Raw genomic sequence first — 25,297 nt, 5'->3', positions numbered from 1 at the left:
TTACCTTCCACTGTAGATGAGGGAGATAAATTCCTTGGCTGCTTGGGGGAGGGTGGATAACACCCTCCCCTTTAACTCTCGGTAGGTGAGCTCACCCGAAGTTAATTCGCTGAATATCTCAGCGGAAGCCTTGCTCTTGGCGAGAAGGGAAACTCCGAGTTCGAGAACCTTGGAGCTAAAAAAGAACCTTCTTATCCGATAGGCGCTTTCTATCTCAGGAATCAGCTTTTCCCTCAGGTATTCCCCGTAGGCTGAGATATTTCCTTCTTTTATCGCCCGGGAGATCAGATGCGCTGAAAGTAGAGCAGGGTAGATGCCCTCACCGGTTAAGGGATCGGCGAGACCGGCAGCATCCCCGATAAGCGCCCAGTTTTCACCATAGAGTTTCGACGAGTTCCCCTTTTGGAGAAAGGGGGTGAGGAAGGAGATTGGCTTTCCTTTTTCCTCCCCCCTTTCCGGAGTTTCCTCCTTTAGAAACTTCTGAAGGAGTTTTTCGAGCCCCTTTCCCTTTCCTATGAGAGGAGTGCAGATGCCGGCTGAGGCGTGGCCTATCCTCGGGAACCACCAGAGATAGCCTGGAGGAGAGGAGAGAAAGCGGATTATTATCTCCGGTGGGAAATCTCCATAGGGAAAAGAGACGAGGGCAAAGCCGAGTTCCCCGGGACGAAACTTCCCCCTGAGTTTTCTCCTTACTATGCTCTTTATCCCATCCGCTCCGATTAGGATATCGACCTCATAGCCCTCCTTCCCTATAAGAAGCCAGCTTTTATCTTTTTGCTCTATGTTTTTTATTTCATCCTGGATTAATTTTGCCCCTTCCTCTTCTGCCCTCTTCAGCTGGAAGCGGAATAGCGCCTTTCGGGAGACGATGAATAGTGGTTCCCTGAGGGAGATGGTAGCCCTTCTTCCTGAAGGAGCGATGAAGGTTATCCTTTCGATCTCACGCCCTGGAAGCTCTTTGCTCTTTAGATGGGGAGAAAGACGAAAGGTTTTCGGGGTAATGCCACCCCCACAGGGCTTCTCCCATGATGTTTTCCTCTCGAAGAGGAGAACCTCGTTGCCCTCTTTAGCTAATAACCGAGCTGCCTCAGCCCCTGCCGGTCCTCCTCCTATTATGCCGATTCTCATAGTTTACTTAAAGATTGTCCGTCTTCTTTCCCACCAACCTGATGAAGGCGATGAGCAACACCCCGCCAATAGGGATGGTTATTGCCGGGCTTATGCCGTATCCCATTGGTAGATAGCCGATGATACCGCTCGTTATTCCTACGGTAAGGGCGTATGGTAGCTGTGTTCGTACATGGTCGATGTGGTCGGAGCCGGAAGCCATCGAGGACATAATGGTAGTGTCCGATATCGGAGAACAATGATCGCCAAAGGCAGCACCGGCAAGCACCCCAGCGATTGAGCCCAAAAGGATGTACTCGCCAAGGCCGGGGCTGAGCCCAGCGGCTGAAGGGGCTTTGTAAGCTAAGGGGACCACGATGGGCATAAGGATAGCCATCGTCCCCCAGGAGGAGCCGGTAGCAAAGCTGATCGCTGCGGCTAAGGTAAATGAGAGAAGGGGAATAAGACGAGGCGAGAGGAAGCCGAGGGAGATGTGAACTACATAGTCGGCGGTTTTGAGATCGGTACAGATTGCCCCGATCGCCCAGGCAGAAAGAAGGATTATAGCAGCGAGCACCATTGCCTTTACCCCCTGAACCCAGGCATGAAGTGCCTCTCCTAATTTAAGTATTCTCTGGGAGACCGCGAGTACGATGGCGACTACCGAACCAATGGTGAACGCCCAGATGAGCACCCGGAAGGAATCCCCTGCCCCAATTATCTCGTATATCTTTGCCTGTTTGATATAGGCGGCTCCCTTTGCCGCTATTATCCCGTTTCTTCCGGTAATATAGAGCCCGAGGAAGGTACCGATGATGATAATCCCGATGGGAATGACCGCATTGTACCAGCGCCGGGGCGTTCCTTCTGGGGGGTGTCCCAAGGCTACATCGGGATCAGCTATGGGAACGGCGTTCGGAGCGATCACCAGGCCTTTTGTTCTTGCCCTTACCTCTGCGCGGTACATCGGGCCGAAATCTCGAACCATATAGGCAGCAGCGAAACCGAAGATGAAGGTGAATATAGGATAGAAACGGGAAGGTATCGTTCGGAGGAAGGTGATATAGGCGTTCCGCGAGAGTCCAAGATTGACAAAAGCGTCGTTTATAAGCGACACCTCGAAACCGATCCAGGTGGAGATGACAGCGATACTTGCTATACAGGCGGCTGAGGAATCCACGATATAGGAAAGTTTTTCCCGGGAGATATGGAGCTTGTCAGTAAAGGGGCGCATCGTATTCCCAACGATAAGGGTGTTGGAATAGTCGTCGAAGAATATCAACACCCCCATAATCCTAGCAGCGAGTTGCCCCCCGCGGGCATTTTTGGCGAATTTTGCTATCTTCTCCACCAACCCCTGCATTCCGCCAGATTTGGACATAACCCCTACCATACCTCCAAGGATGAGGGAAAAAAGAAGGATGGCTGCGTGATTGTAATCGGTTAGGGTAGTGACATAGTAGTTGTCAAGAGCGTGGAGAAAAGAAGTGAATGGGTTGTAGTCATAGATGAAGAAAGCTCCCAACCAGACGCCAGCAAATAGGGCGATGATCACCTCACGCAAGGTTAGGGCGAGGATGATGGCGAGAAGCGGGGGAAGGATGGATAGAACCCCTGGTATCGCCCGCGTTTTCCCCTCTATCTTCTCCCCATCCACCCTGAGGATAAGGGTAATCTTTCCCCTCTTTTTTACTGTAAGGTCCTTGACTGTGATCGGTTTCCCATCTCGGATTACTCCCGAAGCGAGCACCTTCCCTTCGGCAGTGGAGAGGGTGAAATGATGCTCCCCAGCGATGAGAGGTTTTTTGGGGGTTATTGTAGCTTTAAAAGGGACATTGGGGATAACAACCCGGGGGAGGGAGAGGGAAAACCCTTCCTCCGCTTTGATGGTTCTGGCAGTGAAGAAAAGAAGAAAAAACGAAAGGGAAAATAATATAAGAACTTTTCTAATCCTCATATAAAACACCTCGCTTTCGCAAGTTTGTATTTTCAGGCTTTACTTGAGCGATTTTATCTTTTCCACATCCTTTTTTGCCCCTACTATGGTGAGGGTATCCCCAGAGAGTATTATCTCCTCGGGGGTAGCAAGGACGGTGCGGATTTTTTTCTCCTCCCCTTCTCCTATCTCTCGTTTGATGAAGATGATCTGGATCCTGTATTTCTTCCTCAGGTTGAGTTCTCCAATGGTCTTATTGTGAAAAGAGGTAGGCGCGTTTACCTCTAATATCTCGAGATCCTCACCGAGATCGATCTGGTCGATCACATTTGGATTTCCCAGCCTCTTTGCCAGCCTTATTGCCACCTGTTTTTCTGGAAAGATGACCTGATCCGCTCCTATCTTGGTTACCACTTTGGCTTCATCCTCTGAGTTCACTTTGACCAATATCTTATTTACCCCTTCCTCCTTGAGAAACTGGGTGAGAAGGACGGTAGTATCAAAGCTATCCTGGTTCAAAGAGATTATCACTGCATCTACATCCTTTATCCCTATCGCCTTAAGGGTGTTCTTATCACCGGCATCACTCAAGATCGCCTGAGTGGCGATATCCTTCATTGCCTGTATCTTTTCCTTGTCGATATCGATTACCACCACCTGATGCCCCTCAGCGGCAAGGGCTTCAGTGAGATGAGTACCAAAACTACCTAACCCGATTACCGCGAATACCCCCATTTCTTCTTACCTCAAAACAAAAAAATACTCCTTTTTCTTTCCCCTTCTAACCTTGGATCAGCTCTTGTTAGTTCTTCCTTCCTCCTTTTCCCTCTCTTTCTTCGAAAGAAGAGATAGTTCTTTCCTGATCTTCTCCTCTATCTCATCGCGGATCTCCTTATGTTCCTTCAGAAACCTTCGAGCATTCTCCCTTCCTTGACCCAACCGTTCACCCTTATAGGAGAACCAAGAACCGCTCTTTTCAATTATCCCCTTGGCAACCCCAAGATCGAGGATGCTTCCTTCCCGGGAGATCCCCTCGCCATAGAGGATGTCAAATTCAGCCTCGCGGAACGGTGGAGCTACCTTATTCTTGACCACCTTCACCTTGGTCCGGTGGCCTATGACCTTATCCCCTTCCTTTAAAGTGGCTATCCTCCTGATATCCAACCGCACCGAGGCGTAGAACTTAAGCGCCCGCCCTCCAGTAGTTGTCTCCGGGTTGCCGAATATAACCCCTATCTTTTCCCGGATCTGGTTGGTGAAGATGAGGGTAGTATGCGATTTAGAGACAACACCGGTTAGCTTTCTAAGTGCTTGGGACATAAGTCGTGCCTGGAGCCCCATATGGGCATCCCCCATCTCCCCTTCGAGCTCCGCCCGAGGAACGAGGGCTGCTACCGAATCTATTACTAATACATCGATGGCTCCACTCCTCACCAACACCTCAGCTATCTCCAATGCCTGCTCTCCAGAATCTGGTTGGGAGACGAGGAGGTTGTCCACATCCACCCCCAGTTTTTTGGCATAGTTTGCGTCCATCGCATGTTCGGCGTCGATGAAAGCGGCTAACCCACCTTGCTTTTGTGCCTCAGCAATTATCTGAAGAGCAAGGGTGGTTTTCCCTGAAGCTTCGGGACCGAATATCTCGACCACCCTTCCTCGAGGAAGACCACCTACCCCCAAGGCATAGTCTAGCTCGAGGGAACCAGTAGGGATGACAGCAATGTCATCGAGCACCGCCCGGTCGCCCAACCGCATTATCGAGCCCTTGCCGAACTGCTTTTCTATCTGGAGGAGAGCCATCTGGATAGCCTTTTCTTTCTTCTCCTTGTTTATGTTCATTCCTTCTCTCCATCCTTGTAATATCTTGCCAGGATTACAGTGATATTATCCTCACCTCCCTTTTCGTTTGCCTTTTTGATGAGATTTTCCACCGCTTTTCTAAGGTTATTTTCATTAGCGAGGATGATCTTTAGTATCTCCTCGTTATCCAACATTGAGTTGAGACCATCGGTACAGAGAAGAAGGATATCGCCTTCCTTCAAAGGAGAAGAGAGGATATCCACTTCCAGTTGCAACTTCCCTCCCAAAGCCCTGGTTACTACATTGCGCAATGGATGGACCTTGGCATCCTGAGGGCTTATTAACCCTTTCTTCAATTGCTCATTTACCCAAGAGTGATCACTGGTAAGTTGGAAGAGTTTCTTCTTTCTTATTAAATACGCTCGACTGTCACCTACATAGGCGATATCCGCCTTTCCCTTAGAGAGAAGAGAGGCGACCACCGTAGTCCCCATCCCCTGATAGCCCTTCTTCTCGCTGCCTATGCTCAGGATGCGGTTGTGGGCAAGCTTTATAGCGGTGATCAATCTATTTTGATTATGGCTTAACTCTTCCCTATATTCCAGAGGCCAGGTGATCTCCCTCTCCTCCTCCGTCTTTATTACGAAACGCTCGATGGTTTCAACCGCTATTTGAGAAGCGATTTCCCCCGCTACCTGCCCTCCCATACCATCGGCAACCACGAGTAGCCCTACCTCCTTGTTCACTATATAAGCATCCTCATTCACCTTTCGTTTTCTTCCTCTATCGGTAAGGGCAGCGTAATCCAGTTTCATCTTTCTTTCAATGTGGTACCCGAAAAGAGGAGCCCCCTCCCTCGGTCCTCTGTTTTAGTATCCTGATCGCCTTTTTCCTTACTGGTTCAGGGACATCACGGTTGAATCTTATCCGGGCTAAGTCCTGATTGCTTAACCGACTTACGAAGTTCATCGCATGAGAGAGTGGTGTCTTCGGATTCTTTACTAAATTTGCCAGTATGGAATATTTCCTCACCCAACGCCGTTGTTCCGCTATATGACCCAATACCTCCTCAGGAACATTTCTCATATTGGCGATCGTCTCCACCTCAGTGTCACTCAGCTTAGGGCTCTGAAGCACCGCGAGGGCTACCTCCCTATTCGGATCACGGATCAATATAGACCTTGCCTCTCTCGTGCCCTTAAGGGCGAGGATGACCTTCTGGGCTGCAGTGAGGTGGGTGATCCGGGCAAAAAGGGATTTCTTCTTGAATTCTTCCTCCGTCTCTCCCACCTTTCTTTCTACCAGAAGCATCTCTTTTATCTCTTCGTCCGCCTCTCTGTTCCGAAGCACCTTCTCTACGAGAGAGGGAGAACGGGCAAGGCGTTCACCATCGCTCGCAATTAGACGGAGGAGATCCTTCCCTACATTCTCAGCCAGGTAGCCTATTGTTTCATCAGAGGTGTCGGAATCAAGGATCACCATCTCCAGGATGTCATCACGCCCCAGAGAGATCCGGGTTATAAAATCAAGCACCCGGTAGTCAAGAACCTTAGTTTTTATTATTCTCTTCAGCTCCTCTTCGGGAAACCGACGCCCGCTTTCTATTACCGTCGCCCGTACATCGGGATCAGGATCGTCTTTCAACACAAAGAGCCAGTTCAGAAACTCGTCGGGTGAAAGGGGGAATTCTCCTCGTGCTGCCTTTAATCTTAGCTCCTTTGGCGCCTTCCCCTCGGCGATGAGGGAAAAGATATCCCCCTTTATCTCTCTTTCTTTCTCCTTCCGAATTTCCTCTTCGCCTTTACTCACCAAGTCCCTCTTCATTTGAGGCAGAGATGGAATACCTGAAGTCCAAGCTCCCTGGTGTCATCTCCAGTTCCTACCTTCGCTGGTACGAAGGTTCTGTTTACCTTCAGAGTAAAGTTGAGCCACTTCCCTTCTCCCATAATATCCTTGGGAAGCTCGATCTTCTTCCAGAACCTCTCGGCTGAGATGACCTCGAAGGAAACAAGCTCCTTTCCGTTTAGCATTAACTTCACCTTTTGGGGACCCTCAAGCTCTATCACCGGCGAATGGGCGCAGAGATAGAGGGTGGAGTCCTTTCCCGGATTCAAGAAGGAGAAAGTAGCCTCCTTTTTCGTCCAACTCCATTGCTCTATCCTGGAGGAAGGGGTCTTAGCTACCTGGTACTCCACCGGATACCAACCATCCTTGTAGATAGGGAGCTTGTTCAGGTCTTCGGGCACCACTTTAAGATTGGCTACGGTATATGCCCGATCGCCCTCCTCATCGACGCCGTCAAGGAGGATCCTCCCATCCTTATTGTAGAGCCCTAACTTCACCTTTACCTGTCCCAAAGGGAAGTCCGAAGGGATGAACAGGAACCTGGTGTAGGATACCTTATCTCCAGGGGATAACTGAGAGCTCTCCTTGGGGAGAGGATGGTCGTCCTGAAACACGATATTTCCACTGGGATCAAGAAAATGCACGAATACGACGAGTTTGGGCGGAAGTTTTCCCTTGAGCTCTTCCGATACGGTGAAGCTGTATTCGACCTCTACCGCTGAATTGAGATGAACCGTCTCATCGGAGAAGGATACCTCTGGGGTTATATAAGCCGGTTCGGTCGTCCCTTTCTTGTTACAAGAAAACGCAAAGAACAAAATGGGGATTACTACACTAAGGATGACTATTTTTTTCATTAACCCCTCCTTATTGAACCACCCCATATTTTCTGCCTATCTTGGTGAAGGCATCCAAGGCGCGATCGAGATGTTCCTTCTCATGGGCAGCCGATATCTGAACCCGGATCCGTGCCTGTCCCTTGGGGACTACAGGATAGCTGAAGCCGATCACATATATCCCCTCTTCTAAAAGGTCGCGTGCCATATCCTGGGCAAGCCTCGCTTCTCCAAGCATAATAGGGATTATCGGATGCTCCCCTTCTTTTATCTTAAAGCCCCTTCTCTTAAGTTCTTCCCTGAAATAACGGGTGTTATCCATCAGCTTCTTTCTCAGGGCACCGGTTTCCTTGAGCATCTTTATCGCTGCTATCCCGGCTGCTACCACCACAGGTGCCACCGAGTTTGAAAAGAGATAAGGTCGGGAGCGTTGCCTTAGAAGTTCTACTATCTCCTTTCTGGCGCTGGTGAACCCACCGGTTGCCCCGCCGAGAGCCTTCCCCAAGGTGCTGGTGATGATATCCACCCGTCCCTCGACCTTGTGAAACTCAATGGTACCGCGTCCATTCTCTCCCAATATGCCGGTGGCGTGGGAATCGTCTACCATAACCAAAGCGTCATATCGCTCGGCGAGTTCACAGATACCGGGCAGGTTGGCGATATCGCCATCCATACTGAATACACCGTCGGTGGCGATCATCTTTATCTTGGCTTTGTTCGCTTCCTTGAGCTTTGCTTCAAGGTCGTTCATATCGCCGTGCTTGAAGATGTATCGCTTCGCTTTGCATAGTCTGATCCCATCGATGATGCTTGCATGGTTTAGTTCGTCGCTTATTATGGCACATTCCTCATCGAGCAGTGTTTCGAATAGACCACCATTGGCGTCGAAACAAGAGGTGTAAAGGATGGAGTCATCCATCTTGAGGAAGGTGGAGATCTCCTTTTCCAATTCCTTGTGGATGCTTTGGGTACCACAGATGAACCGTACGGAGGAAAGCCCATAGCCGTATTCATCGAGCGCCTTCTTGGCAGCCTTTATCAGCTCCGGATGGTTGGCTAAGCCGAGATAATTGTTGGCGCAGAAGTTTAATACCTCTTTACTCGGAACCTTGATGTTAGCCCCCTGAGGAGAAAGGAGAACCCTTTCCTCTTTATAGAGACCGGATTCCCTGATCCCCTTTAAAATATTCTCGAATATATCCTTCGCTTTGCCGTACATTTCTCCCCCTTAAACAGGTTATTCGAGGTTATGATTGCTCAGGGAAAAAGACAACCTTCCCACAATTCCTCTCTTCCGAAAGGGGAAGGCTTATCCCTTCCTCAAATTTGGTAAGCGGAAAGCGATGGGTTACTACGGGAGCAATGTCGATCTTTCCCCTTTCAAGGAAGCGGGACATCTGGTACCAGGTGTCGAACATCTTCCTTCCGTTTATCCCGATTATCCTCGCTCCCTTGAAAATGACATTCTCCGAGAGGTCAAATTCTATCTTCCCCTTAGGTATTCCAAAAGCGGTGAAGGTCCCGGCACGGCGCAATATCTTGAACCCTTGTTCTATACCCAGCCTGCTTCCGCTCATCTCTATCACCACATCTACCCCAATACCCTTCGTCTCCTCCATAATGGTTTCCACCACATCGACCTCGTCCACATTCAACAGGAGATCCGGATTCATCTTCTTGGCGAGCTCCATTCGATATGGCGATTTTCCCACGAGAAAGATAAAGGCGGCACCAGCTGCTTTGGCAATGGCGGTGGCGAAGATACCAATAGGACCATCGCCTATAATTGCCACTGTTTTTGCCGTGACCTCGCTCTCCATCACAGCATAGGTGGCATTCCCAAGCGGTTCCTTAAGACAAGCAATATCCGGAGGCAGAGAGGGGTCGTTCTTCCAGGCGCAGATCTCGGGAATGGCGACATATTCAGCGAAACAGCCGTTTACATCAACCCCCAATATCTTGAGGTTCTGACAGAGATGCTGATCGCCAGTCCGACATTGATAGCAATGGCCACAGGGGATATGCGTTTCAGCGGAGACATAATCTCCTACCTTGATGGACCTTACATCCTTTCCCACCTCTACCACTTCCCCAGCACATTCATGGCCAAAGATCATTGGAGGTTTTATCCTTCCTTCAGCCCACGGGTCCCAGCTATATATATGGACATCGGTGCCGCAGATGGAGGTGGCTTTGACCTTCACCAATATCTCGTTTGGCTTGATAGTGGGGATGTCGACCTCATCGAGTTCTGCTCCCTGTTCCCGCTCTTTCTTCATTACTGCGAGCATCTTTCCTGTCATTTTAACTCCTTTTCCTAAATCCTTTTTATTTTCTAAATTAAGAGAATCCTCCTTTGCAAACTACCATATTTAGGCGGGAAAAGTCAAGGATAATAACCTCAGCTAAATGACTAATTTTTCTTTTGGTTTGACGCTTTTGCGAGGGTGGCGTAGAATAAATTGAGAAGGAGGGAGTTATGAGAAGGAATATGCTCTTTTGTCATCTCATATGGGTTTTGATCCCTTCTTTGCTCTTTTCGTTCGCCAGTAGGAGACCGGTGGTGGCGAAGAAGGGGATGGTGGTCTCGGCGAGTAGGATCGCTTCCGAGGTTGGGGTTCAGATATTGAAAAAGGGAGGGAACGCGGTTGATGCTGCGGTAGCCACCGCCTTTGCCCTTGCTGTTACCTATCCTCAAGCGGGAAACATCGGGGGCGGTGGGTTTATGCTGATAAGATTGGCTGATAGCGGTAAGGTGATATTCATCGACTATCGGGAAAGGGCACCTTATAAGGCGAGTCGAGATATGTATCTCGATGAGAAGGGGCAGGTGATTCCAAAGGCGAGCACCAGAGGTTATTTGGCCTCCGGAGTACCGGGTACGGTTGCTGGTTTAGCCCTTGCCCTTAAGCGTTACGGTACAATGAGCCTCCCCGAGGTAATGGCTCCGGCGATAAGGCTTGCCGAGGAGGGGTTTGTGGTGGATCGTTTTCTTGCCCGGTCCTTTGCTCGCCGGGCTAAAGATTTTTCCCAGTTTGAGAGCACAGCAAAGGTATTTCTCAAAAAGGATGGCACCACCTACTCCGAGGGAGAGGTTTTCCGTCAGCCTGATCTCGCCCGAACACTTCGCCTCATCGCTGAGAAGGGTCCCGATGCCTTTTACCGGGGAGAGATAGCGGACCTCATCGTTCGGGAGATGAAGCGAGGTGGTGGGTTGATAACGAAGAAGGATTTGGCGGAGTACCGGGCGGTGGTAAGGGAGCCGGTGGTGGGGAATTATCGCGGTTATACTGTCTATTCCGCCCCTCCTCCGAGTTCCGGGGGGATTTGCCTTCTCGAGCTTCTGAATATCCTTGAGGGATACGATCTAAAGGGGATGGGCTTCGGCTCTTCCGCCACCATCAGCCTGATGGCTGAAGCGGAGAAGCTCGTTTACGCGGATAGGGCGGAGTTTTTGGGTGACCCTGATTTCGTGAAGATGCCCGTTTCTGGTTTGATATCAAAGAAATACGCTTCTTTCTTAAGGAAGAAGATAAGCCTTGCTCGAGCGATGCCGAGCACGAAGGTAAGCCACGGTAATCCCTGGATGTTTGAGGATGAGGAGACGACCCATTTCTCGGTGGTGGATGAGAGGGGAAATGCCGTTTCCAATACCTATACCCTCAACGGAAGTTTTGGTTCAATGGTAGTGGTTGATGGTGCCGGTTTTCTGCTCAATAACGAAATGGACGATTTCTCGATAAAGCCGGGCTACCCCAATATCTACGGTCTTGTCGGTGGTGAGGCAAATGCCATCGCCCCGGGCAAAAGAATGCTTTCTTCAATGACCCCAACCATCATCACCAAGGGAGGGAAGCTTTTTATGGTTATTGGAAGCCCTGGAGGTTCCACCATCATTACCACAGTGCTTCAGGTGATCCTAAATGTGATCGATCACGGGATGAATATACAGCAAGCGATAGATGCTCCTCGGGTACATCATCAATGGCTGCCTGATGTTCTTTTTGTGGAACCCTTCGCCATCCCTAAGGATGTGAAAAATGCCCTGTTAAAAAGGGGATATAAGATAAAGCTCCGTTCCTCAATCGGTGATGCCCAGGGGATCCTTATAGATCAGAGGACCGGTGAGATAACCGGGGGGTCCGACCCGAGGGGGGATGGGGCGGCAGTCGGTTATTAGGATTTTAGGAGGAGCTATGAATAAAAATAGCAAGGACCAGGATTTGGTAGACCAGGTGATGGATGAGCTTGAGGCTGCTGATTGGGACCTCACGCCAGATTCCCTCGAGCGGATCGCAGAGAAGATAAAACCAAGGTTCGATGGTAACCTTGAGGAAGCCCTCGAGTTCGTTCAGGGGCTTGCTTCCTCGATGTTTGGCGACGAGATAGAGGGCTCAGGAGAGATTTAAGGATTGTTCGGTTGCGGAAGCTGAACCAAGATATAATCTCAGCCATAGCTGAGAAGTTAAAGGTCCCAGAGGAGAAGCTTTCCTTTATCCCCCTTTCTGGGGATGCATCGGTAAGGAGCTATTTTCGTCTTCTTCTCCCCGAGGGAGATTCTTTCATCCTCGCTCTCTATCCCGAACCTTTTTCTCCCCAAAGATCTGATTTTTACCAGGTATATCAGCTATTCCGTGAAGGTCGAATTCCTGTGCCCGAACTGATGTTGGCTGATGGAGAAAAGGGGTTTCTCCTCCTCGAGGATGGAGGGGATACCCTTCTTCAGGATTTTGTTGAGGAGAAGGGGGTGAGCAAAGCCCTTCCCCTCTATAAGAGGGCGATAGATATCCTCATCTCGGTCCAAACAGAGTGTTATAGGAACCTTACTCCCGATCATCCGGCGGTGAGGAATAGCTTTACCGAGGATAAATTTCTCTTTGAGCTCGGATTCTTTTATCAGCATTATATCAAGGGAATGCTTAAGGCAGCTCTCTCCTTTAAAGAAGAGAGAAAAATAAGAGATTTTTTCCGGGAGGTTTCGAAAGAGCTCGCCTCAAAGCCGAAAACCCTGTGTCATCGAGATTATCACTCGAGAAATATCCTCATCAACAGGAATAAGCTTTTGATCGTGGATTTCCAGGATGCTCGGCTGGGACCGTTCAGCTATGATTTGGCATCCCTTCTCCGGGATTCCTATGTGGTTCTTTCTCCCGAAGTGCGGGAGGAGCTTTTATCCTATTATTTTTCTCATCATCCCTCGGTTCCTTTCTCTGATATCGAGGAGTTGAAGGATGAGTTCGATCTCGCCTCTCTCCAGCGAAATTTGAAGGCGGTGGGGACATTTGCTTATCAGTACTTGGTTCGAGGAAAGGAGTTTTATCTTAGGTTTATCCCCCAGACATTAAACTATGTCAGGGAAAACCGAAAGAAATTTCCCCATTTTGAGCCCGCTTTTTCGGTTTTTTCCCGACTTTTCTCTTGGGAGGATTAGAGAAGCACCCTTCTTGCCCAGGCGAAGGAGTGAAGCAGTCCTTCGTTGAAATTACTTTTTCCCGGTATCAGGGTCTCCCGCACCACTCCCCCTCTGCTTAGAGCAGAATGGATGATCTCTCCGCCACCTAAGGATAAGGCGACATGGCCTATCTTGTAATCTCCTTCGTAAAAGAAGAGAAGATCAGCGGGAAGGAGAGAGGCTATATCACCTTCGATCTCTCTTCCGAAGAGAGCCTGATCTTTGGAATTCCTGGGGAGAAGAAGACCATTTAGACGGAAGATGAATTGGATAAAGCCAGAACAGTCGAAGCCAAAAGGGGAGGTTCCTCCCCAGAGGTAGGGGATGCCGAGGAGTTTTTCGGCGAAAGATATCACTTCCTCAGGAGCGGAAGGAGGGGGGAGCGGTTCCTTCTTTGTTGATCCTTTGGGGACTTCACCCTTTTTACCCGAGGGAAGAGCGACAAGTATCCTATCATCTTCTTCCTCTACCAAACCGAGGAGGGAACCCATAGGGAGCCTAAGGATAGGGTGACCCCTTTCGGGATCGACCAGGGAAAGGTAGAGCTCATTCACCATAACCTTGGGCAGAGAGGAAAAGGATGAAGCCTCCTCCTTCGGCACCAAGGATCCTTTATGGATGAACCCTATCTCTCCATCGTCGGTTTCCACCTTGAACCATTTCCCCTCTTCTCTTAAGATTTTCACCTCGTACCCCAGAAGAACCTGAGATGAAAGCTCAGCCCGGGGGGTTGGTGAGCTCCTGAGATTAGCGATGGCGGTTTGTACTATTGCTTTGGTTTCGTTCATCTATCGAAAAAACGGTACCAGATAAGAGCGACTATAGCGGTTACCCCGTCCTTCCAGCCGATCTTTTTCCCCTCGGAGTAATCCCTTCCCATATAGGAAATAGGGGTTTCGTAGATCCGGTATTTCTTTTTTGCTACCTTCACTGTGAATTCGGGTTCGAAGGTGAACCGGTTTGATTTGAACTTGATTTCCTTCAAGATGTCTGCCCGGAAGGCTTTATAGCAGGTCTCCATATCGGTTAGGTTAAGGTTGGTGAGGATATTGGAGATGGTGGTTAAGACTTTGTTTCCCACATAATGCCAGAAGAAAAGTACCCGGTGCGGTCCTCCCAGGAACCGAGAACCGTAGACCACATCGGCTTTTCCTTCCACAATGGGGGCAATGAGTCTTTCCTATTCCGCGGGGTTGTATTCGCGGTCGGCATCCTGGATTATTACGATATCTCCGCTAACCTCGCGGAATCCGGTGCGAAGGGCAGCTCCTTTCCCTTTGTTCTTTTCGTGGAATAATACCTTTATCTCTTTATCATTACTTAATGACTTTAATATCTCCCTTGTCCCATCGGTGGAGTAATCATCTATGATGATTATCTCTTTCTCGAACGGGGTCTCCTGAACTCGCCTAATTATCTCTCTTATTGTGTTTTTTTCGTTGTATACGGGTATTACTATTGACAGCTTCATCAGGAAGGACCTTCTCCTTTCTGATACGGATATTGCTTAATGTCTCTTTGAGCTGTTTCCTCGCTGTATCGAGAGCCTCTTTGGTAAAGTTAGTCTCCCTCTCCTCTTCTGGTGAGGAGAATAACCCTCCGGGGGTAGCAAGGAGGATATCGGCAGCGGAGAGGTTAGTGGGGTCTGAAGCGATAAGGTAGCGACCTCCTGGGGCTACCTCGGCGACAATTCCTCTTCTCCTAAATTGGGTTATTACCTCCCCTATTACCTCCAACGGGGCTTTGGTCCTCTTTTTAAGTTCCTTGGTGGATAAGGGAGGTTCACCCCTTTGGAACGCCTGAGCTAATGTCTCGAAGATATTTAAGGTGTAGAATTCCCGGAACTGAGGGGTGGATCCAGAAGGGGCGGTCTCGGGGTAGAATTCCCCTTGAATATCATAGGCAAGCTCAGAGCAGAAGAGGACTATCACCCAGATGACATAGACCCAGAGAAAGAAGAGGAGTATGGTGCTAAGGGGTCCATATATTTTGGGGTAGCTTGCAAAATACCTTACAAATATGCCAAAACCCCACTTTCCTATCTCGAAAAAGATGGCGGCAAGGAGACTCCCAATGAGAGCGGGGACCACCCTCACCTTGGTGTTAGGGAAGAGTTTTATTATGAGGAAGAAAGCGGCAAAGGAGAAGATAATTGGGGAGGCGTGTCGGAAGAAGTTGAGGAGGCTGGAGAATAAAGTGCTCTCTCCTTTGTTGGAGATGAGGGTGGAGAGATAGAGGGAAATCCCGATAAGAAGGGGGGTAAGGGTTATGGCGCTCCAATAAAGGGTAAATTTCTCAGCAGGGGGGCGGTTTTCTTTTGTCTTCCATACAGTATTAAGTGCGTGTTCGATGTTTATCATTAAGGAAATGGAGATGAATATAAATGAGATGAGCCCGGTGAGGCTTAATGAGGAGCTTCTCTTTATAAATTGATGAAGATACTCAATTATCACTGTGCCCGTCGAGGGGATAAAGTTTGCCGCTATCCAATTGGTTATCTTTGTTTGGAGGTCGGAGAAGATGCGGAATGAGGTCACTAAGGGAAAAGCGAGGACGAACAAAGGAACGATGGCAAAGAGGGTGATAAGGGCGAGGGTACTTGCCCAGATCAGGCAATAGTCACGGTTGAATGCCAAAATAGCGCGATAGAATCTCCTGCCTTCCCTTTTTACTCTCTGCCAGATAAGATCACCTTTACCCATTTAGGCTACGCCGTAGCTCTTTTTCGATCTCCTTCCCGCTCATATTATCAGGGCTTTTCCTTCAAATCAAGCATTTCATCTATCTCTCCTTCTTGACAGTTGTTTTTTCCTATAATAACCTTTACTCTACGCTTTTTGTTTGGAGTGAAGGAACGAGGTTCGAAGATGGAGATAGGGATTTCAACCCATATATTCGCCGAGGAGGAACTCACTCATTACCATCTCGAGATGATAGCGGAGGAGGGTTTTTCCCTTCTTGAGCTGTACGCCAATAAGCCTCATCTGGACTTCGACGATAAAGATAGGATAAGAAAGATAGCGAGGAGCATTGAGCTTTTCGGCTTCTCGGTCAACTCGGTTCACGCTCCTTTCTTCGCCCATCTCGAGGAGGCGAGGGCAGGGCGTTATTTCTCGATAGCTTCTCCTGATGAGGCGAAGCGCAAGGAATCGATCTCCTTCATTATTCGCGCCCTTAGGAATATTGCTTCCTTTATCTCCTTTCGCTTCTTGGTGGTTCATCTCGGGGCATCGGATGAGCCCTTTTCTTCGCCCTTTATTGAGCAAGCAGAGAGAAGCCTCGAGGAACTTTACCCCGATTGCGAGCGCTTTGGGGTAACCATTGCCCTCGAGAACATAGATAGCGAGCTCTCCTCTCCGGATAATCTTTTCTCCTTCATAAAAAGGAATAGAGGTGTTCCTCTTACCGCCTGTCTCGATTTCGCCCACGCCCATCTCTGGTATGGGTTGCCTGAAGCGATAGATGTTCTTTCTTCTTTTATCGGCACTGCCCATATCCATGACACCTTGGGTGAGGAGGACGATCATCTTCCTCCATTTTCAGGTAGGATCGATTGGGAAGAAGCCTTCGATAGGTTAAGGAAGGTAAGCTATTCGGGTCCTTTGATCCTTGAGCCTCGGGGTGGGGATGACCCCAGAAAAGTCCTTCGGGAATCAGCAAGATCTCGAGAGAAGATCGGCCTTTTGATAAGTTGATTTCCTCATACAAAATAAGAGGCTCCCTTCGTCTCAAAGGGAGCCCTGTTATTTTTCTTTGATCTATTTATGCTCTTCTTCTTTCCTTCCAGCCCTCCAGCATCTCGTAGAGGATGGGGAGGAAGATCATAGTGACAAAGGTAGAGATGATGAGCCCACCGATGTAGACGATGGCAAGTGGTCTATGGATCTCAGCACCGGTTCCTCTGGCTATTACCAGAGGAAGGACGCCGATGCTCATCACCAAGGCGGTCATCAATATCGGTCTCAATCTAACCAGCGACCCCTCAACCACCGCCTGATGAAGGGGGGTTCCGTTTCTTCTCAGCTCATTGATATAGGCGATGAGGATGAGCCCGTTCTGGACCGAGATACCGAAGAGGGCGATCAACCCGATGAGGGAGGAGACATTGAGCGTCTGATGCCCGATGAATAGGGCGATGATTCCTCCCATAAGGGCAAATGGGATGTTCAGGATGATGAGAAACGCCTGACTTACCGAGCCGAAGGTGGAGAAGAGGATAATGAAGACCACCAAGGCGACTACTACCCCCATAATCGCAAGCTGGTGTACTGCCTGTTGCTGATCCTCGTATTGCCCTCCGAACTGGATGTAATAGCCGGCTGGTAATTTCACCTTCTCCGCAAGTGCTTTCTTTACATCCTCTACGAATTTACCCGTATCGCGTCCTCGGACATTACATAGCACCACCCTTCTTCTGGTAACATTCTCCCGCATTATTGTGGAAGGTCCCTCGGTAAGGCTGATTGTAGCTACCTCCTTTAAGGGCACCTGTCCTCCGTTTGGGGTGTCAAGGAGTAGGTTTTCTATTGTCTCGAGGTTGTTTCGATATCTTTCGGGGAGGCGGAGGAAGAGGGTATATTTTCGGTTCCCCTGGAAGATGTCCGTTGCCTTTATTCCATTTAGAGCCGTCTCCATCACATCGGCGACATCCCCTATGTTGAGCCCGTATCTGGCGAGCTTTCCCCTATCGAGCCTGATGCTTATCTGGGGGATCCCTGCAGTCTGCTCCACCTCAAGATCGGCAACACCGGGGACCCCTGCCATTACATTTTTTATCTCCTCTATCTTTTCGTTCAGGACCTTGAGGTCAGGACCGAATAACTTGACCGCTACATCACCGATCGTTCCTTTAACCATCTCGTTGAATTTGTTCTGGATCGGCTGTTCTATGAGGTAGTACATCCCCGGGAACTGGTCCAATTTGTGTCTCACCTCTTCGATGATGGCGTCAAGCGAACGATGTCTCTTCTCCTTTGGAAGTAGATTTACCAAGAACTCGGAGTGGCTCACCGGATGGAAGTGTTCCGATTCCTCAGGCATTCCGGAGGTTCTATTCACCGTCACCACCTCGGGTATGGTCAGAAGGGTCCTTTCTACCTTTTTGCCGATCCTTGCTGTCTCCGCGAGGGATGTTCCGGGACGGAGCTGGGTGCTTATAAGGAGTGCACTTTCATCGAGCCGAGGGAGAAACTCCCGCCCGAGGTAAGGGGTAAGGATGATGGTGATGATGAGCCCCGCTACGGTGATTCCGATCGTCTTTGCCCGGTGATGACGACAATATCTGAAGATGGGGAGAAAGGCTCTCTGAGAGAGCTGAAATAACCGATTCTCCTTGTCGGGTATTGACTTTTCGGTAAGGGCAAGAGCGCAAAGGACCGGTTTCAGGGTTAGAGAGCAGAAGAGCCCTCCGATCATAACCGCAGCTATAGTGAAAGCGGTTGGGGCAAACATCCTTCCGGAAAGTCCGCCCATAAAGAAGAGGGGGACGAAGGCGAGGACGATTATCAACGAGGCAGAGAAGATCTGGGGACCCACCTCCTTTGCCGCCTCCAAGGTGATATCGAGCCGGCTCCTCTTCCCTTTCTCCTTGAGGAGCATCCGATAGATGTTCTCCACCATAATGATTGAGGAGTTGGCAAGCTTTCCAATGCCGAGCGCTAAGCCACCTAAGGACATAACATTTATTGAGATGCCGCCGAGGTACATCAGGATTATGGCAACGAGTATGGAGAAGGGGATGGTCAATGAGGTGATAAGGGCACTTCTTGTGTTTCCCATAAAGAAGAGGATCACGATCACCACCAGAATCGCTCCTTCAAGGATGGAGCGTTCAACATTATGGATTGCCTCCCAGATGAGGATCGATTGGTCATAAACCGTTTTTATGTGGATCCTTTCGGGAAGTCCTTTTGTCAGTTCAGCAAGAACTTTTTTTACCCTGGCGATGGTGGCGAGGGTATTCCCTCCATACTGCTTCTCTAAGGTAGCGGTGACACAGTCTTCTCCGTCCTGGCTGGAATCACCCCGGCGCACTGGATGACCTATCTTGACCTCAGCGACATCCTTTATTCGAACCGGTACCCCGTTTCTTGAGGTGATGACCGTGTTCTTGATATCCTCGATGTTGTGTATCCTGCCCAAACCCCGGATGATGTACTCCCTTTCCTTGCTAATCAGAAGGCCTCCAGAGGGGTTGAAGTTGCTCCGCTCGAGCGCCTCTTTGATATCCCTTATAGTGAGGTGATAGCTCCTTAGGGCATAGGGGTCGAGATATACATTGAACTGTTTTATGTAGCCCCCTTGGTTGGTGAGATAGGCGACACCGGGGACCCCGAGAAGGCGATATCTTATCACCCAATCGGCGACATCCCTGAGCTCAAGCTGGCTCACCCCCTCCCCATATACGATGAATTGCATCACTTCACCCATTCTGGAGGAGATAGGACCGAGCATAGGGCGGGAAGTCCCCTCAGGTAGCTGGTCGGAGATGAGCTCCAGCCTACTTGAGACGATCTGTCGGGCACGGTAGACATTGGTCCCCCAGTCGAACTCTACGGTAACTATCGAGATCCCAATCGAGGTTTCGGAGCGAACATTGATCACATGGGGAGCACCGTTCATCATACTCTCGATGGGATAGGTGACGCTTCGCTCCACATCCTGAGGCGCCATACCTGGGCATTCGGTGATTATATTGACCAATGGAGCGTTGAGGTCAGGATAGACATCAACCGGAAGGAGGCGGAAGAGGAAGGCACCGATAACGCAGATGAGAATAGTGAGAAAGATGGTAAGTACCGGGTTTTTGACTGACTTCTCAATAAGCCAGTTGATCATTTTGGTTCTCCTCAATTAGGGATCAGTAGTGTATTTCCACCTTGGTCTTCTTTTTGAGAAGTTCTGCTTCAAGTTGCGTAGCACCATCCACTACCACCAGATCTCCCTCTTTGAGCCCTCTTCTTATCTCCACGAGTTTGGAATTCCCTTGCCCCAGAACCACTGGTACCCGGCGAAAGTGCCCCTTCTCCTTGACGAAGATGAATTTTCTCCCCTTTTCATCCACAATGGCTGATTTGGGGACGGCAAGCCCTTTTACCCCTTCGTTAGTGATGATCCGCACGGTAGCGAACATATCGACCTTGAGTAGCCCATCCTGGTTCTTAACCACGGTGCGCACGGTAGCGGTTCTCGTTTCGTTATTGATCAGGTCGCTGATATAGATCACTTTTCCCCTAAAGACTTTATCTGGATAAGGGGTAACCGTTACCTCTACCCTCCCTCCAAGCTTTACTTGGGCAAGGTCCTTCTCATATACCTGGGCATCCACCCAGACCTCGCTGGTATCCATTATGGTGAAGAGGTCATCCTTTTCCGCTACCAACGCTCCTAAGATAGCGTTCCGCTTCACCACCTTTCCCGGAATGGGGGAGCGGAGGGTGATCACCGGGTTAACCTTATGCTCCCTCTTGAGTAAGGCTACATCGTCTTCGGTGAACCCCATCACATGGAGGGTTTTCTCCGCTGCCTCCAGATTGGCTTGGGCTATCTTGTATTGGGCTTCTGCATCGAGGAGCCTCTTTTTCGGGGTTATATGTTCGGCAAAAAGTCTTTTTTCCCGCTCGTAATTTATCTTGGCGAGCTCCATTGCAGCATAAGCCTTATAGAAGTCCGATTTAGCAGTTGCCACCTCAGGGCTTTCCAAAATGACCAGTGGGGCTCCCTTTTTTACCCAATCCCCTGGATTTACAAATATCTTGTAGATCCTTCCCTCAAAGATGGGACCGATAACCGCGATCCTGTTCTGATCGGCAGCTATCTTCCCTGGGGCGGTGATTACATCGGAGATGTCCCTTATTTCCGCTTTAGCAACCTTTATCTCGAGTAATTTTACTGCTTCGCTGGATAGCTCAACGGTTTCTATGGCTTCTTTATTCCCATCCTTTCCCTGAAATCTTCCTCCCCTTTTTCTTATGCGTTTTCTCCATCCTTTCCCAAGCTCAGTTTTCCCTCCAGCGGTACCTGCTTTTAAGGTGGAGGAGGAGTTGGTCGTTTTTCCTCCCTTGCAGGCGATAAGACTGGGAGGAAGAAGTAAAATGGTTAAGAGAAAAAAGGAGGAAACGCCGATGATAATGATCGTTTTTTTCATCTTGTTTAGCCTCCTACAGGCTTTCACCCACCGCCTTTTCAAGCTCAGCTAAGGCGGCATTGTATTCAAAGAGGACCTGAGCATAGGAGATCTTTGCCCCGATGAGGGTCCTTCTTGCTTCGAGTACCTCAAGGTTCCCTACCTCTCCTTCCTCGTAACTTCTGATGGCGATTCGGTAAACCTCCTCTGCCTCAACCAGGATTTCCCTTTTATAGAGCTTGATCCGTTCGGAAAGCGCCATCACATTGAGGTAGGCGTTCCTTACCTCGAGCGATATCCGGTTCTTGGTTGATTGGAGTTCTGAAAGGAGCGATTGGAGATTGGCGTTCGCCTCCGCTATCTCCCCTTGTTGTTTTTGCCAGAAGAAAAGAGGGATGTTTAACCCAAACTCGACATCCCAGTAGTTCCGCTCCCCGAGGACCCTATGACTACCTATCCTAAGGGAGAAATCGGGAAGGTAGCTCATCTTGGCAAGTGATTTTGTATATTCCTCCCTCTTTATGGCAAATTGGAGCCCCTGGATCTCGGGCCGAACAAGGTAGGCTCTTTGGGTTAGTTCGCTTAGGGTATATTTGATCCTTTTTGCTTTAAGCTCACCGGCGACGCTGAGTGGGGCGTTCATATCTCGGGCGAGGAGGAAATTGAGTTCCGCCTTGGCAAGAGCGAGATCGTTCTCCGCTACCTTCAGTTCATTCCTCGCTTTAGCCTCCTCCACCCTTGCCCGTAGCACCTCGAACTTGGCTACCGATCCCGCTTCGAAGCGGAGCTTCGCCATCCGGAGGAAATCCCGAGCCAGCTTCAGGTTCTCCTGGGCATACCTTACCTCCTCTTCGGCGAAGAGGATACGGTAAAAGGCAGTTTTTACCCCGGCAATGAGCTCCCTCTTGAGTGCCTCATAGTCCTTCTTCACCACTTCCGCATCCGCAGTGGCTGCTTTTCCCCGGATGATCCTCTTGCCCGGGAATTCGATGGTTTGGGTTATCCCCATCAGGGTTTCCCCTGCTTCCTTGGGTTGATAAAACCGGGGGAGAAAATCGCTCTCGTAGTAGATCTCTGGCTCAGAAAATGCCTTCGCCTGTTTGATCCTCGCCTTTGCCGCTTCGTACCTCTTGAGGGCAGCAGCGATATCGGGGTTCTTCTTTAGGGCGATTGCCACCGCTTGATCTAAAGTCAACGGCTCCTCAGCCAATAGAGGGGGTAAAGCCAATAGGGAAATAAGGAGAGCTAAAATGGCAACCTTCTTCTCCATATGCTATCTCCTATGCCTTTAAGTTCAGAAAATAAAGACCCATTTCTTTAAGCTGTTTATTTTAAAGGCAAGTCGTCTGGAAGTAAATTGGAAAGGATGGAGGAGCCCGATAATTGATGGGGGATTGCTGAGATGATAATAGGAAGGGGGTGCTCCTCTCCGGTTTTAATAAACCGTTACATAAAATGTGGTTTATAAGCAGGGGAGGAGCACCAAGTTTGGTTACTAAATTGTTTAAAAGGAAAGCGAAGGGACATCTTATTGGGTCCCCAACAGATGTTAGATCGGTTAAGATAATCCTTTCTTTTGGCGGAGGGACAAATGCCCTTCCAAAGATAAGATCATCAGTTAGAGGGGAGGTGACCCTTAGTTCACTTAGATGAAAGTAGGCATGGAAGAGGGAATAGTTGGCGTAGAAGAAGAGGTAGTATGAGGAGAATAGTAAGACAAGAAGATATATCCTACCCGATTTCTTCAGTTCCATAGTGAATACCAACTCTTAACCTTATCCGAAGAGGGGAGTGATGTCAATATGAAAAAGAAACCCCTTAAAGGGGCTTCTTAGTTTTTTAGTAAGGCGGGAGGTTTAGTTAGAAATGGATCGTTCCCCCGACGAAGAGGAACCTGGGTCTGAGTGGTCCCCAGACATATTCAGTGTCTTTAGTAGTTACATCCCATTGGACATAATCAAAGATGTTATCCACTCCAAAACGGAGCTCATAGTGCTTCCCGATCTTTCTCGTAAGGTGAAGGTTCCAAATGGAATATGAAGGGGATCTCCATTCCCTTACTATTTCCCCTCCTTCATCGGTGCGGAGCACCTCCTGGGTGAGCATACTCCCTACCAGCTCTCCTTCTAAGAATATATCCCAACCCGCTTTCCGATATGTGATGTTGAGGTCGGCACTGTGTTTGGAGCGGAAGGGGAGTGGTTTTCCTTCTGCCAAATCCATCGCGTCAAGGAAGGTGTAGCCAAAGGAGAAGGAGAGGTTGGAGAAGGGACTTCCGCTAAGGATGAACTCCGCTCCCTGTGCCCTTGCTTTGCCCACATTGACATAGGAATAGACGAGCTTGTTTATCGCCTCATCTTCGCCTATGATTTTTCCCTGGATCATATCCTTTACCGTGGTACGGAAGAGAGCGAATTCAGCCCGCAACCTGGGAACCTTATAGACAAAGTTAATATTGTAGGTACGAGAGGTTTCTGGACGAAGGTTTGGGTTTCTTACCACCTCATAGCGGAAACCGCCAGGACAATAATGCATCTCCTCAAAGAAGATCCCGGGAGCCTTGAACCCGGTACCGAAGGAGGCGCGGATGGTGATCTTATCGTTTGGTTTATACATCAGGCTTCCTCGGGGGCTGAAGTAATCCCCGAATTGGGTGTGATGGTCGTAACGGCCGCCCAGGAGGAAGGAAAAGTCTTCGGTGAGCTTTATCTCATCTTGGAGGTAGATTCCACTCTGTTCGAGCTCTGCTTTTCCGAACCTCCTCGATTCGGCGATCTCCTCTTTTTTATACATATAGCCCGCGGTTATGAAGTGGCGCTTCAAAAGGAAACGGTTGTATTGAACATCCAAGACCCCCAGGGTGTCGGTAGCGAGGTACCAGTTCAGTTCGTATAGGGCATTTTGATGATGTTCCGACCAGTTTGCCCGTACGGTGATATCCGAGGCTTCATCGGGCTTGAAGCTCCAGTTTCCGAAGAGCTCGGTGCGATGGGTAATGATGTTCTCCGTTATCGCTGCCGGGTTTTCCCCGGTACTTCCCTTCGGTCCCCCAAGACGGTTCTCGTCATAGTAGTTTATGTGGAAGGTAAGCTGTGATTGATATCTTTTTGAGATATCCAGACCTATCTTCGCTGAATAGGTGTTTCTGGCATACCTCACCTGGTCGGAGATGCCATCGTGGTTAATATCGATCCCGTCGGAGCTGTTTCGCTGAAAAGTAAACCTCCCTCCTATCCTCTTGTACTTTCCGCTTAGGCTCATATTGTAGGCTTGGGTGTTGAACGATCCATACTTGGTGCTGAAGTGGAAGCTCGGTTTTGAGGTTATCGGCTTGGTCACTATGTTGACCATCCCCACCAAGGCATCGCTCCCGTAGAGAGAGGAGCCGGCTGACTTGACCACTTCTATCTGCTGAATATCCTCGGTGGGGATCATCGAGAGTCCGTAAACCGTAGCCAATCCACTATAAACCGGCATCCCATCAATGAGTAACTGAACATGACTTCCGCTCAAACCGTAAACCCTTATCTCAGCCGCATTACAGATGGAGCAGGTCGTCTGCACCTTTATCCCCGAAGTCCCCTTAATCGCCTCAAGGAGGTTCTCCGCTGCCTTTTTCCTAATGAGATCATCGCTTATCACCGTGGTAGGGACAGGAACATTGTCCAAGAACTCCGGTCTCTTAGTGGCGGTAACCACTATTTGTTCACTTAGTTCCCCCAGTTTCAATTGGAAGTTCTGCTCGATGGGGGTGGTTGAGCTTATCTCTATTTTTTTCTTTATCGGTTTAAAGCCCTCAACCTCGATTCGGAGGAGGTATCTTCCAAAGGGGAGCATCCTAAACTCGTACACCCCTTGATCATTGGTAACCCCGGTTATCACCTGGTGTGTTTTCAGGTTTTCTAAAGTCACAGTAATGCCGGGAATAACCGATTTCTCCGGGTCGAGGATGTAGCCCCTAATCGCTCCGTAGGTACTTGTTCTTAGTCTTTTCCTTGCTCTTTTCCTCTTTTTCTTGCCTTGGCTGAAAATGGGGTCCTTTTTTTTAGTGAGGGCCTCTCCATTTATCTCATCTCCAAAGGTAATGCCAGAGATAGCCGAGATGAACAAGGTTATTAAGAATATATATGAAAACCTTCGCATCTTTCTCCTCCTCAATAAGGATTTAAATGGAGATATAAATTATCTCTCTCGAG

The 25,297-nt window shown here is 49.3% G+C and carries 19 protein-coding genes and 1 pseudogene; 4 read left to right on the top strand and 16 right to left on the bottom strand.

The annotated features are described in order from the left end of the window. Genes J7L64_05440 through tdh form a run of 9 tightly spaced genes read right to left on the bottom strand, consistent with a single transcriptional unit; the run spans window position 1 to window position 9,827 of the window. Complete coding sequence (locus J7L64_05440) at window positions 1-1,128, bottom strand: NAD(P)/FAD-dependent oxidoreductase (protein MCD6451786.1); 1,128 nt, start codon at window positions 1,126-1,128, stop codon at window positions 1-3. 7 nt (window positions 1,129-1,135) lie between these two features. Beyond that, window positions 1,136-3,064: a Na+/H+ antiporter NhaC family protein gene (locus tag J7L64_05435; GenBank protein ID MCD6451785.1), complete on the bottom strand. Its 1,929-nt coding sequence runs from the start codon at window positions 3,062-3,064 to the stop codon at window positions 1,136-1,138. A gap of 39 nt (window positions 3,065-3,103) precedes the next feature. Beyond that, window positions 3,104-3,778 (bottom strand): TrkA family potassium uptake protein, encoded by a 675-nt coding sequence (locus tag J7L64_05430; protein MCD6451784.1) that lies wholly within the window; start codon window positions 3,776-3,778, stop codon window positions 3,104-3,106. A gap of 57 nt (window positions 3,779-3,835) precedes the next feature. After that, window positions 3,836-4,882, bottom strand: a complete 1,047-nt coding sequence (gene recA / locus J7L64_05425; protein MCD6451783.1) for a recombinase RecA — start codon at window positions 4,880-4,882, stop codon at window positions 3,836-3,838. Further along, window positions 4,879-5,658 (bottom strand): Stp1/IreP family PP2C-type Ser/Thr phosphatase, encoded by a 780-nt coding sequence (locus J7L64_05420; GenBank protein MCD6451782.1) that lies wholly within the window; start codon window positions 5,656-5,658, stop codon window positions 4,879-4,881. The genes recA and J7L64_05420 overlap by 4 nt, the downstream gene beginning before the upstream one ends. 7 nt (window positions 5,659-5,665) lie before the next feature. Next, window positions 5,666-6,652 carry a hypothetical protein gene (locus J7L64_05415; GenBank protein MCD6451781.1) on the bottom strand — a complete coding sequence of 329 codons (987 nt, stop codon included), beginning with the start codon at window positions 6,650-6,652 and terminating at the stop codon, window positions 5,666-5,668. Between the two features lie 11 nt (window positions 6,653-6,663). Beyond that, entirely contained in the window at window positions 6,664-7,545 is an 882-nt protein-coding gene (locus J7L64_05410) for a hypothetical protein (GenBank protein MCD6451780.1), read from the bottom strand. 10 nt (window positions 7,546-7,555) lie between these two features. Continuing rightward, window positions 7,556-8,743, bottom strand: coding sequence for a glycine C-acetyltransferase (kbl, locus tag J7L64_05405; protein MCD6451779.1), 1,188 nt, complete (start codon window positions 8,741-8,743; stop codon window positions 7,556-7,558). A gap of 28 nt (window positions 8,744-8,771) precedes the next feature. After that, window positions 8,772-9,827, bottom strand: a complete 1,056-nt coding sequence (tdh, locus tag J7L64_05400) for an L-threonine 3-dehydrogenase (protein ID MCD6451778.1) — start codon at window positions 9,825-9,827, stop codon at window positions 8,772-8,774. A gap of 176 nt (window positions 9,828-10,003) precedes the next feature. Here tdh and ggt point away from each other — a divergent pair, with 176 nt between their 5' ends. From ggt to J7L64_05385, 3 genes are read left to right on the top strand one after another with little or no spacing between them, the layout of a single operon-like run. Continuing rightward, window positions 10,004-11,704: a gamma-glutamyltransferase gene (gene ggt / locus J7L64_05395; GenBank protein ID MCD6451777.1), complete on the top strand. Its 1,701-nt coding sequence runs from the start codon at window positions 10,004-10,006 to the stop codon at window positions 11,702-11,704. Window positions 11,705-11,720: 16 nt separating this feature from the next. Then, window positions 11,721-11,933: a hypothetical protein gene (locus tag J7L64_05390; GenBank protein MCD6451776.1), complete on the top strand. Its 213-nt coding sequence runs from the start codon at window positions 11,721-11,723 to the stop codon at window positions 11,931-11,933. An 11-nt stretch (window positions 11,934-11,944) separates the two neighbouring features. Next, window positions 11,945-12,955 carry a phosphotransferase gene (locus J7L64_05385; protein ID MCD6451775.1) on the top strand — a complete coding sequence of 337 codons (1,011 nt, stop codon included), beginning with the start codon at window positions 11,945-11,947 and terminating at the stop codon, window positions 12,953-12,955. Here the strand turns inward: J7L64_05385 and J7L64_05380 are convergent. The 3 genes and pseudogenes from J7L64_05380 to J7L64_05370 form a co-directional block, all read right to left on the bottom strand. Continuing rightward, window positions 12,952-13,764, bottom strand: coding sequence for a C40 family peptidase (locus J7L64_05380; protein ID MCD6451774.1), 813 nt, complete (start codon window positions 13,762-13,764; stop codon window positions 12,952-12,954). The genes J7L64_05385 and J7L64_05380 overlap by 4 nt on opposite strands. After that, window positions 13,761-14,447 (bottom strand): annotated as a pseudogene (locus J7L64_05375) (glycosyltransferase family 2 protein). Before J7L64_05375 ends, J7L64_05380 begins: the two are co-directional and overlap by 4 nt. After that, window positions 14,386-15,678 carry a YihY family inner membrane protein gene (locus J7L64_05370; protein ID MCD6451773.1) on the bottom strand — a complete coding sequence of 431 codons (1,293 nt, stop codon included), beginning with the start codon at window positions 15,676-15,678 and terminating at the stop codon, window positions 14,386-14,388. Before J7L64_05370 ends, J7L64_05375 begins: the two are co-directional and overlap by 62 nt. Window positions 15,679-15,843: 165 nt before the next feature. On the opposite strand from J7L64_05370, the gene J7L64_05365 reads away from it, so the two are divergent. Further along, the gene (locus tag J7L64_05365) at window positions 15,844-16,671 is read left to right on the top strand and encodes a sugar phosphate isomerase/epimerase (protein ID MCD6451772.1); all 828 of its coding nucleotides are present in this window, start codon (window positions 15,844-15,846) and stop codon (window positions 16,669-16,671) included. Between the two features lie 67 nt (window positions 16,672-16,738). Here the strand turns inward: J7L64_05365 and J7L64_05360 are convergent, their stop codons facing one another. From J7L64_05360 to J7L64_05345, 4 genes are all read right to left on the bottom strand, one after another. Further along, complete coding sequence (locus J7L64_05360) at window positions 16,739-19,813, bottom strand: efflux RND transporter permease subunit (GenBank protein MCD6451771.1); 3,075 nt, start codon at window positions 19,811-19,813, stop codon at window positions 16,739-16,741. Between the two features lie 22 nt (window positions 19,814-19,835). Next, window positions 19,836-21,122 (bottom strand): efflux RND transporter periplasmic adaptor subunit, encoded by a 1,287-nt coding sequence (locus J7L64_05355; GenBank protein ID MCD6451770.1) that lies wholly within the window; start codon window positions 21,120-21,122, stop codon window positions 19,836-19,838. Between the two features lie 13 nt (window positions 21,123-21,135). Then, window positions 21,136-22,371, bottom strand: a complete 1,236-nt coding sequence (locus tag J7L64_05350; protein MCD6451769.1) for a TolC family protein — start codon at window positions 22,369-22,371, stop codon at window positions 21,136-21,138. A 590-nt stretch (window positions 22,372-22,961) separates the two neighbouring features. Further along, window positions 22,962-25,244 carry a TonB-dependent receptor gene (locus J7L64_05345; protein MCD6451768.1) on the bottom strand — a complete coding sequence of 761 codons (2,283 nt, stop codon included), beginning with the start codon at window positions 25,242-25,244 and terminating at the stop codon, window positions 22,962-22,964. Window positions 25,245-25,297 lie beyond the last annotated feature (53 nt).

The organism is Acidobacteriota bacterium (assembly GCA_021161905.1).
Lineage (GTDB): Bacteria > Acidobacteriota > B3-B38 > Guanabaribacteriales > JAGGZT01 > JAGGZT01.
This window is presented reverse-complemented; position numbering and strand designations above follow the sequence as displayed.

Coding starts and splice junctions, on each gene's coding strand:
- kbl (MCD6451779.1), bottom strand. CDS start 8,743: ATGTACGGCAAAGCGAAGGATATATTCGAGAATATTTTAAAGGGGATC.
- J7L64_05360 (MCD6451771.1), bottom strand. CDS start 19,813: ATGATCAACTGGCTTATTGAGAAGTCAGTCAAAAACCCGGTACTTACC.
- J7L64_05420 (MCD6451782.1), bottom strand. CDS start 5,658: ATGAAACTGGATTACGCTGCCCTTACCGATAGAGGAAGAAAACGAAAG.
- J7L64_05435 (MCD6451785.1), bottom strand. CDS start 3,064: ATGAGGATTAGAAAAGTTCTTATATTATTTTCCCTTTCGTTTTTTCTT.
- J7L64_05345 (MCD6451768.1), bottom strand. CDS start 25,244: ATGCGAAGGTTTTCATATATATTCTTAATAACCTTGTTCATCTCGGCT.
- J7L64_05440 (MCD6451786.1), bottom strand. CDS start 1,128: ATGAGAATCGGCATAATAGGAGGAGGACCGGCAGGGGCTGAGGCAGCT.
- J7L64_05410 (MCD6451780.1), bottom strand. CDS start 7,545: ATGAAAAAAATAGTCATCCTTAGTGTAGTAATCCCCATTTTGTTCTTT.
- J7L64_05355 (MCD6451770.1), bottom strand. CDS start 21,122: ATGAAAAAAACGATCATTATCATCGGCGTTTCCTCCTTTTTTCTCTTA.
- recA (MCD6451783.1), bottom strand. CDS start 4,882: ATGAACATAAACAAGGAGAAGAAAGAAAAGGCTATCCAGATGGCTCTC.
- J7L64_05370 (MCD6451773.1), bottom strand. CDS start 15,678: ATGGGTAAAGGTGATCTTATCTGGCAGAGAGTAAAAAGGGAAGGCAGG.
- J7L64_05430 (MCD6451784.1), bottom strand. CDS start 3,778: ATGGGGGTATTCGCGGTAATCGGGTTAGGTAGTTTTGGTACTCATCTC.
- J7L64_05390 (MCD6451776.1), top strand. CDS start 11,721: ATGAATAAAAATAGCAAGGACCAGGATTTGGTAGACCAGGTGATGGAT.
- J7L64_05350 (MCD6451769.1), bottom strand. CDS start 22,371: ATGGAGAAGAAGGTTGCCATTTTAGCTCTCCTTATTTCCCTATTGGCT.
- J7L64_05365 (MCD6451772.1), top strand. CDS start 15,844: ATGGAGATAGGGATTTCAACCCATATATTCGCCGAGGAGGAACTCACT.
- ggt (MCD6451777.1), top strand. CDS start 10,004: ATGAGAAGGAATATGCTCTTTTGTCATCTCATATGGGTTTTGATCCCT.
- J7L64_05380 (MCD6451774.1), bottom strand. CDS start 13,764: ATGAACGAAACCAAAGCAATAGTACAAACCGCCATCGCTAATCTCAGG.
- tdh (MCD6451778.1), bottom strand. CDS start 9,827: ATGACAGGAAAGATGCTCGCAGTAATGAAGAAAGAGCGGGAACAGGGA.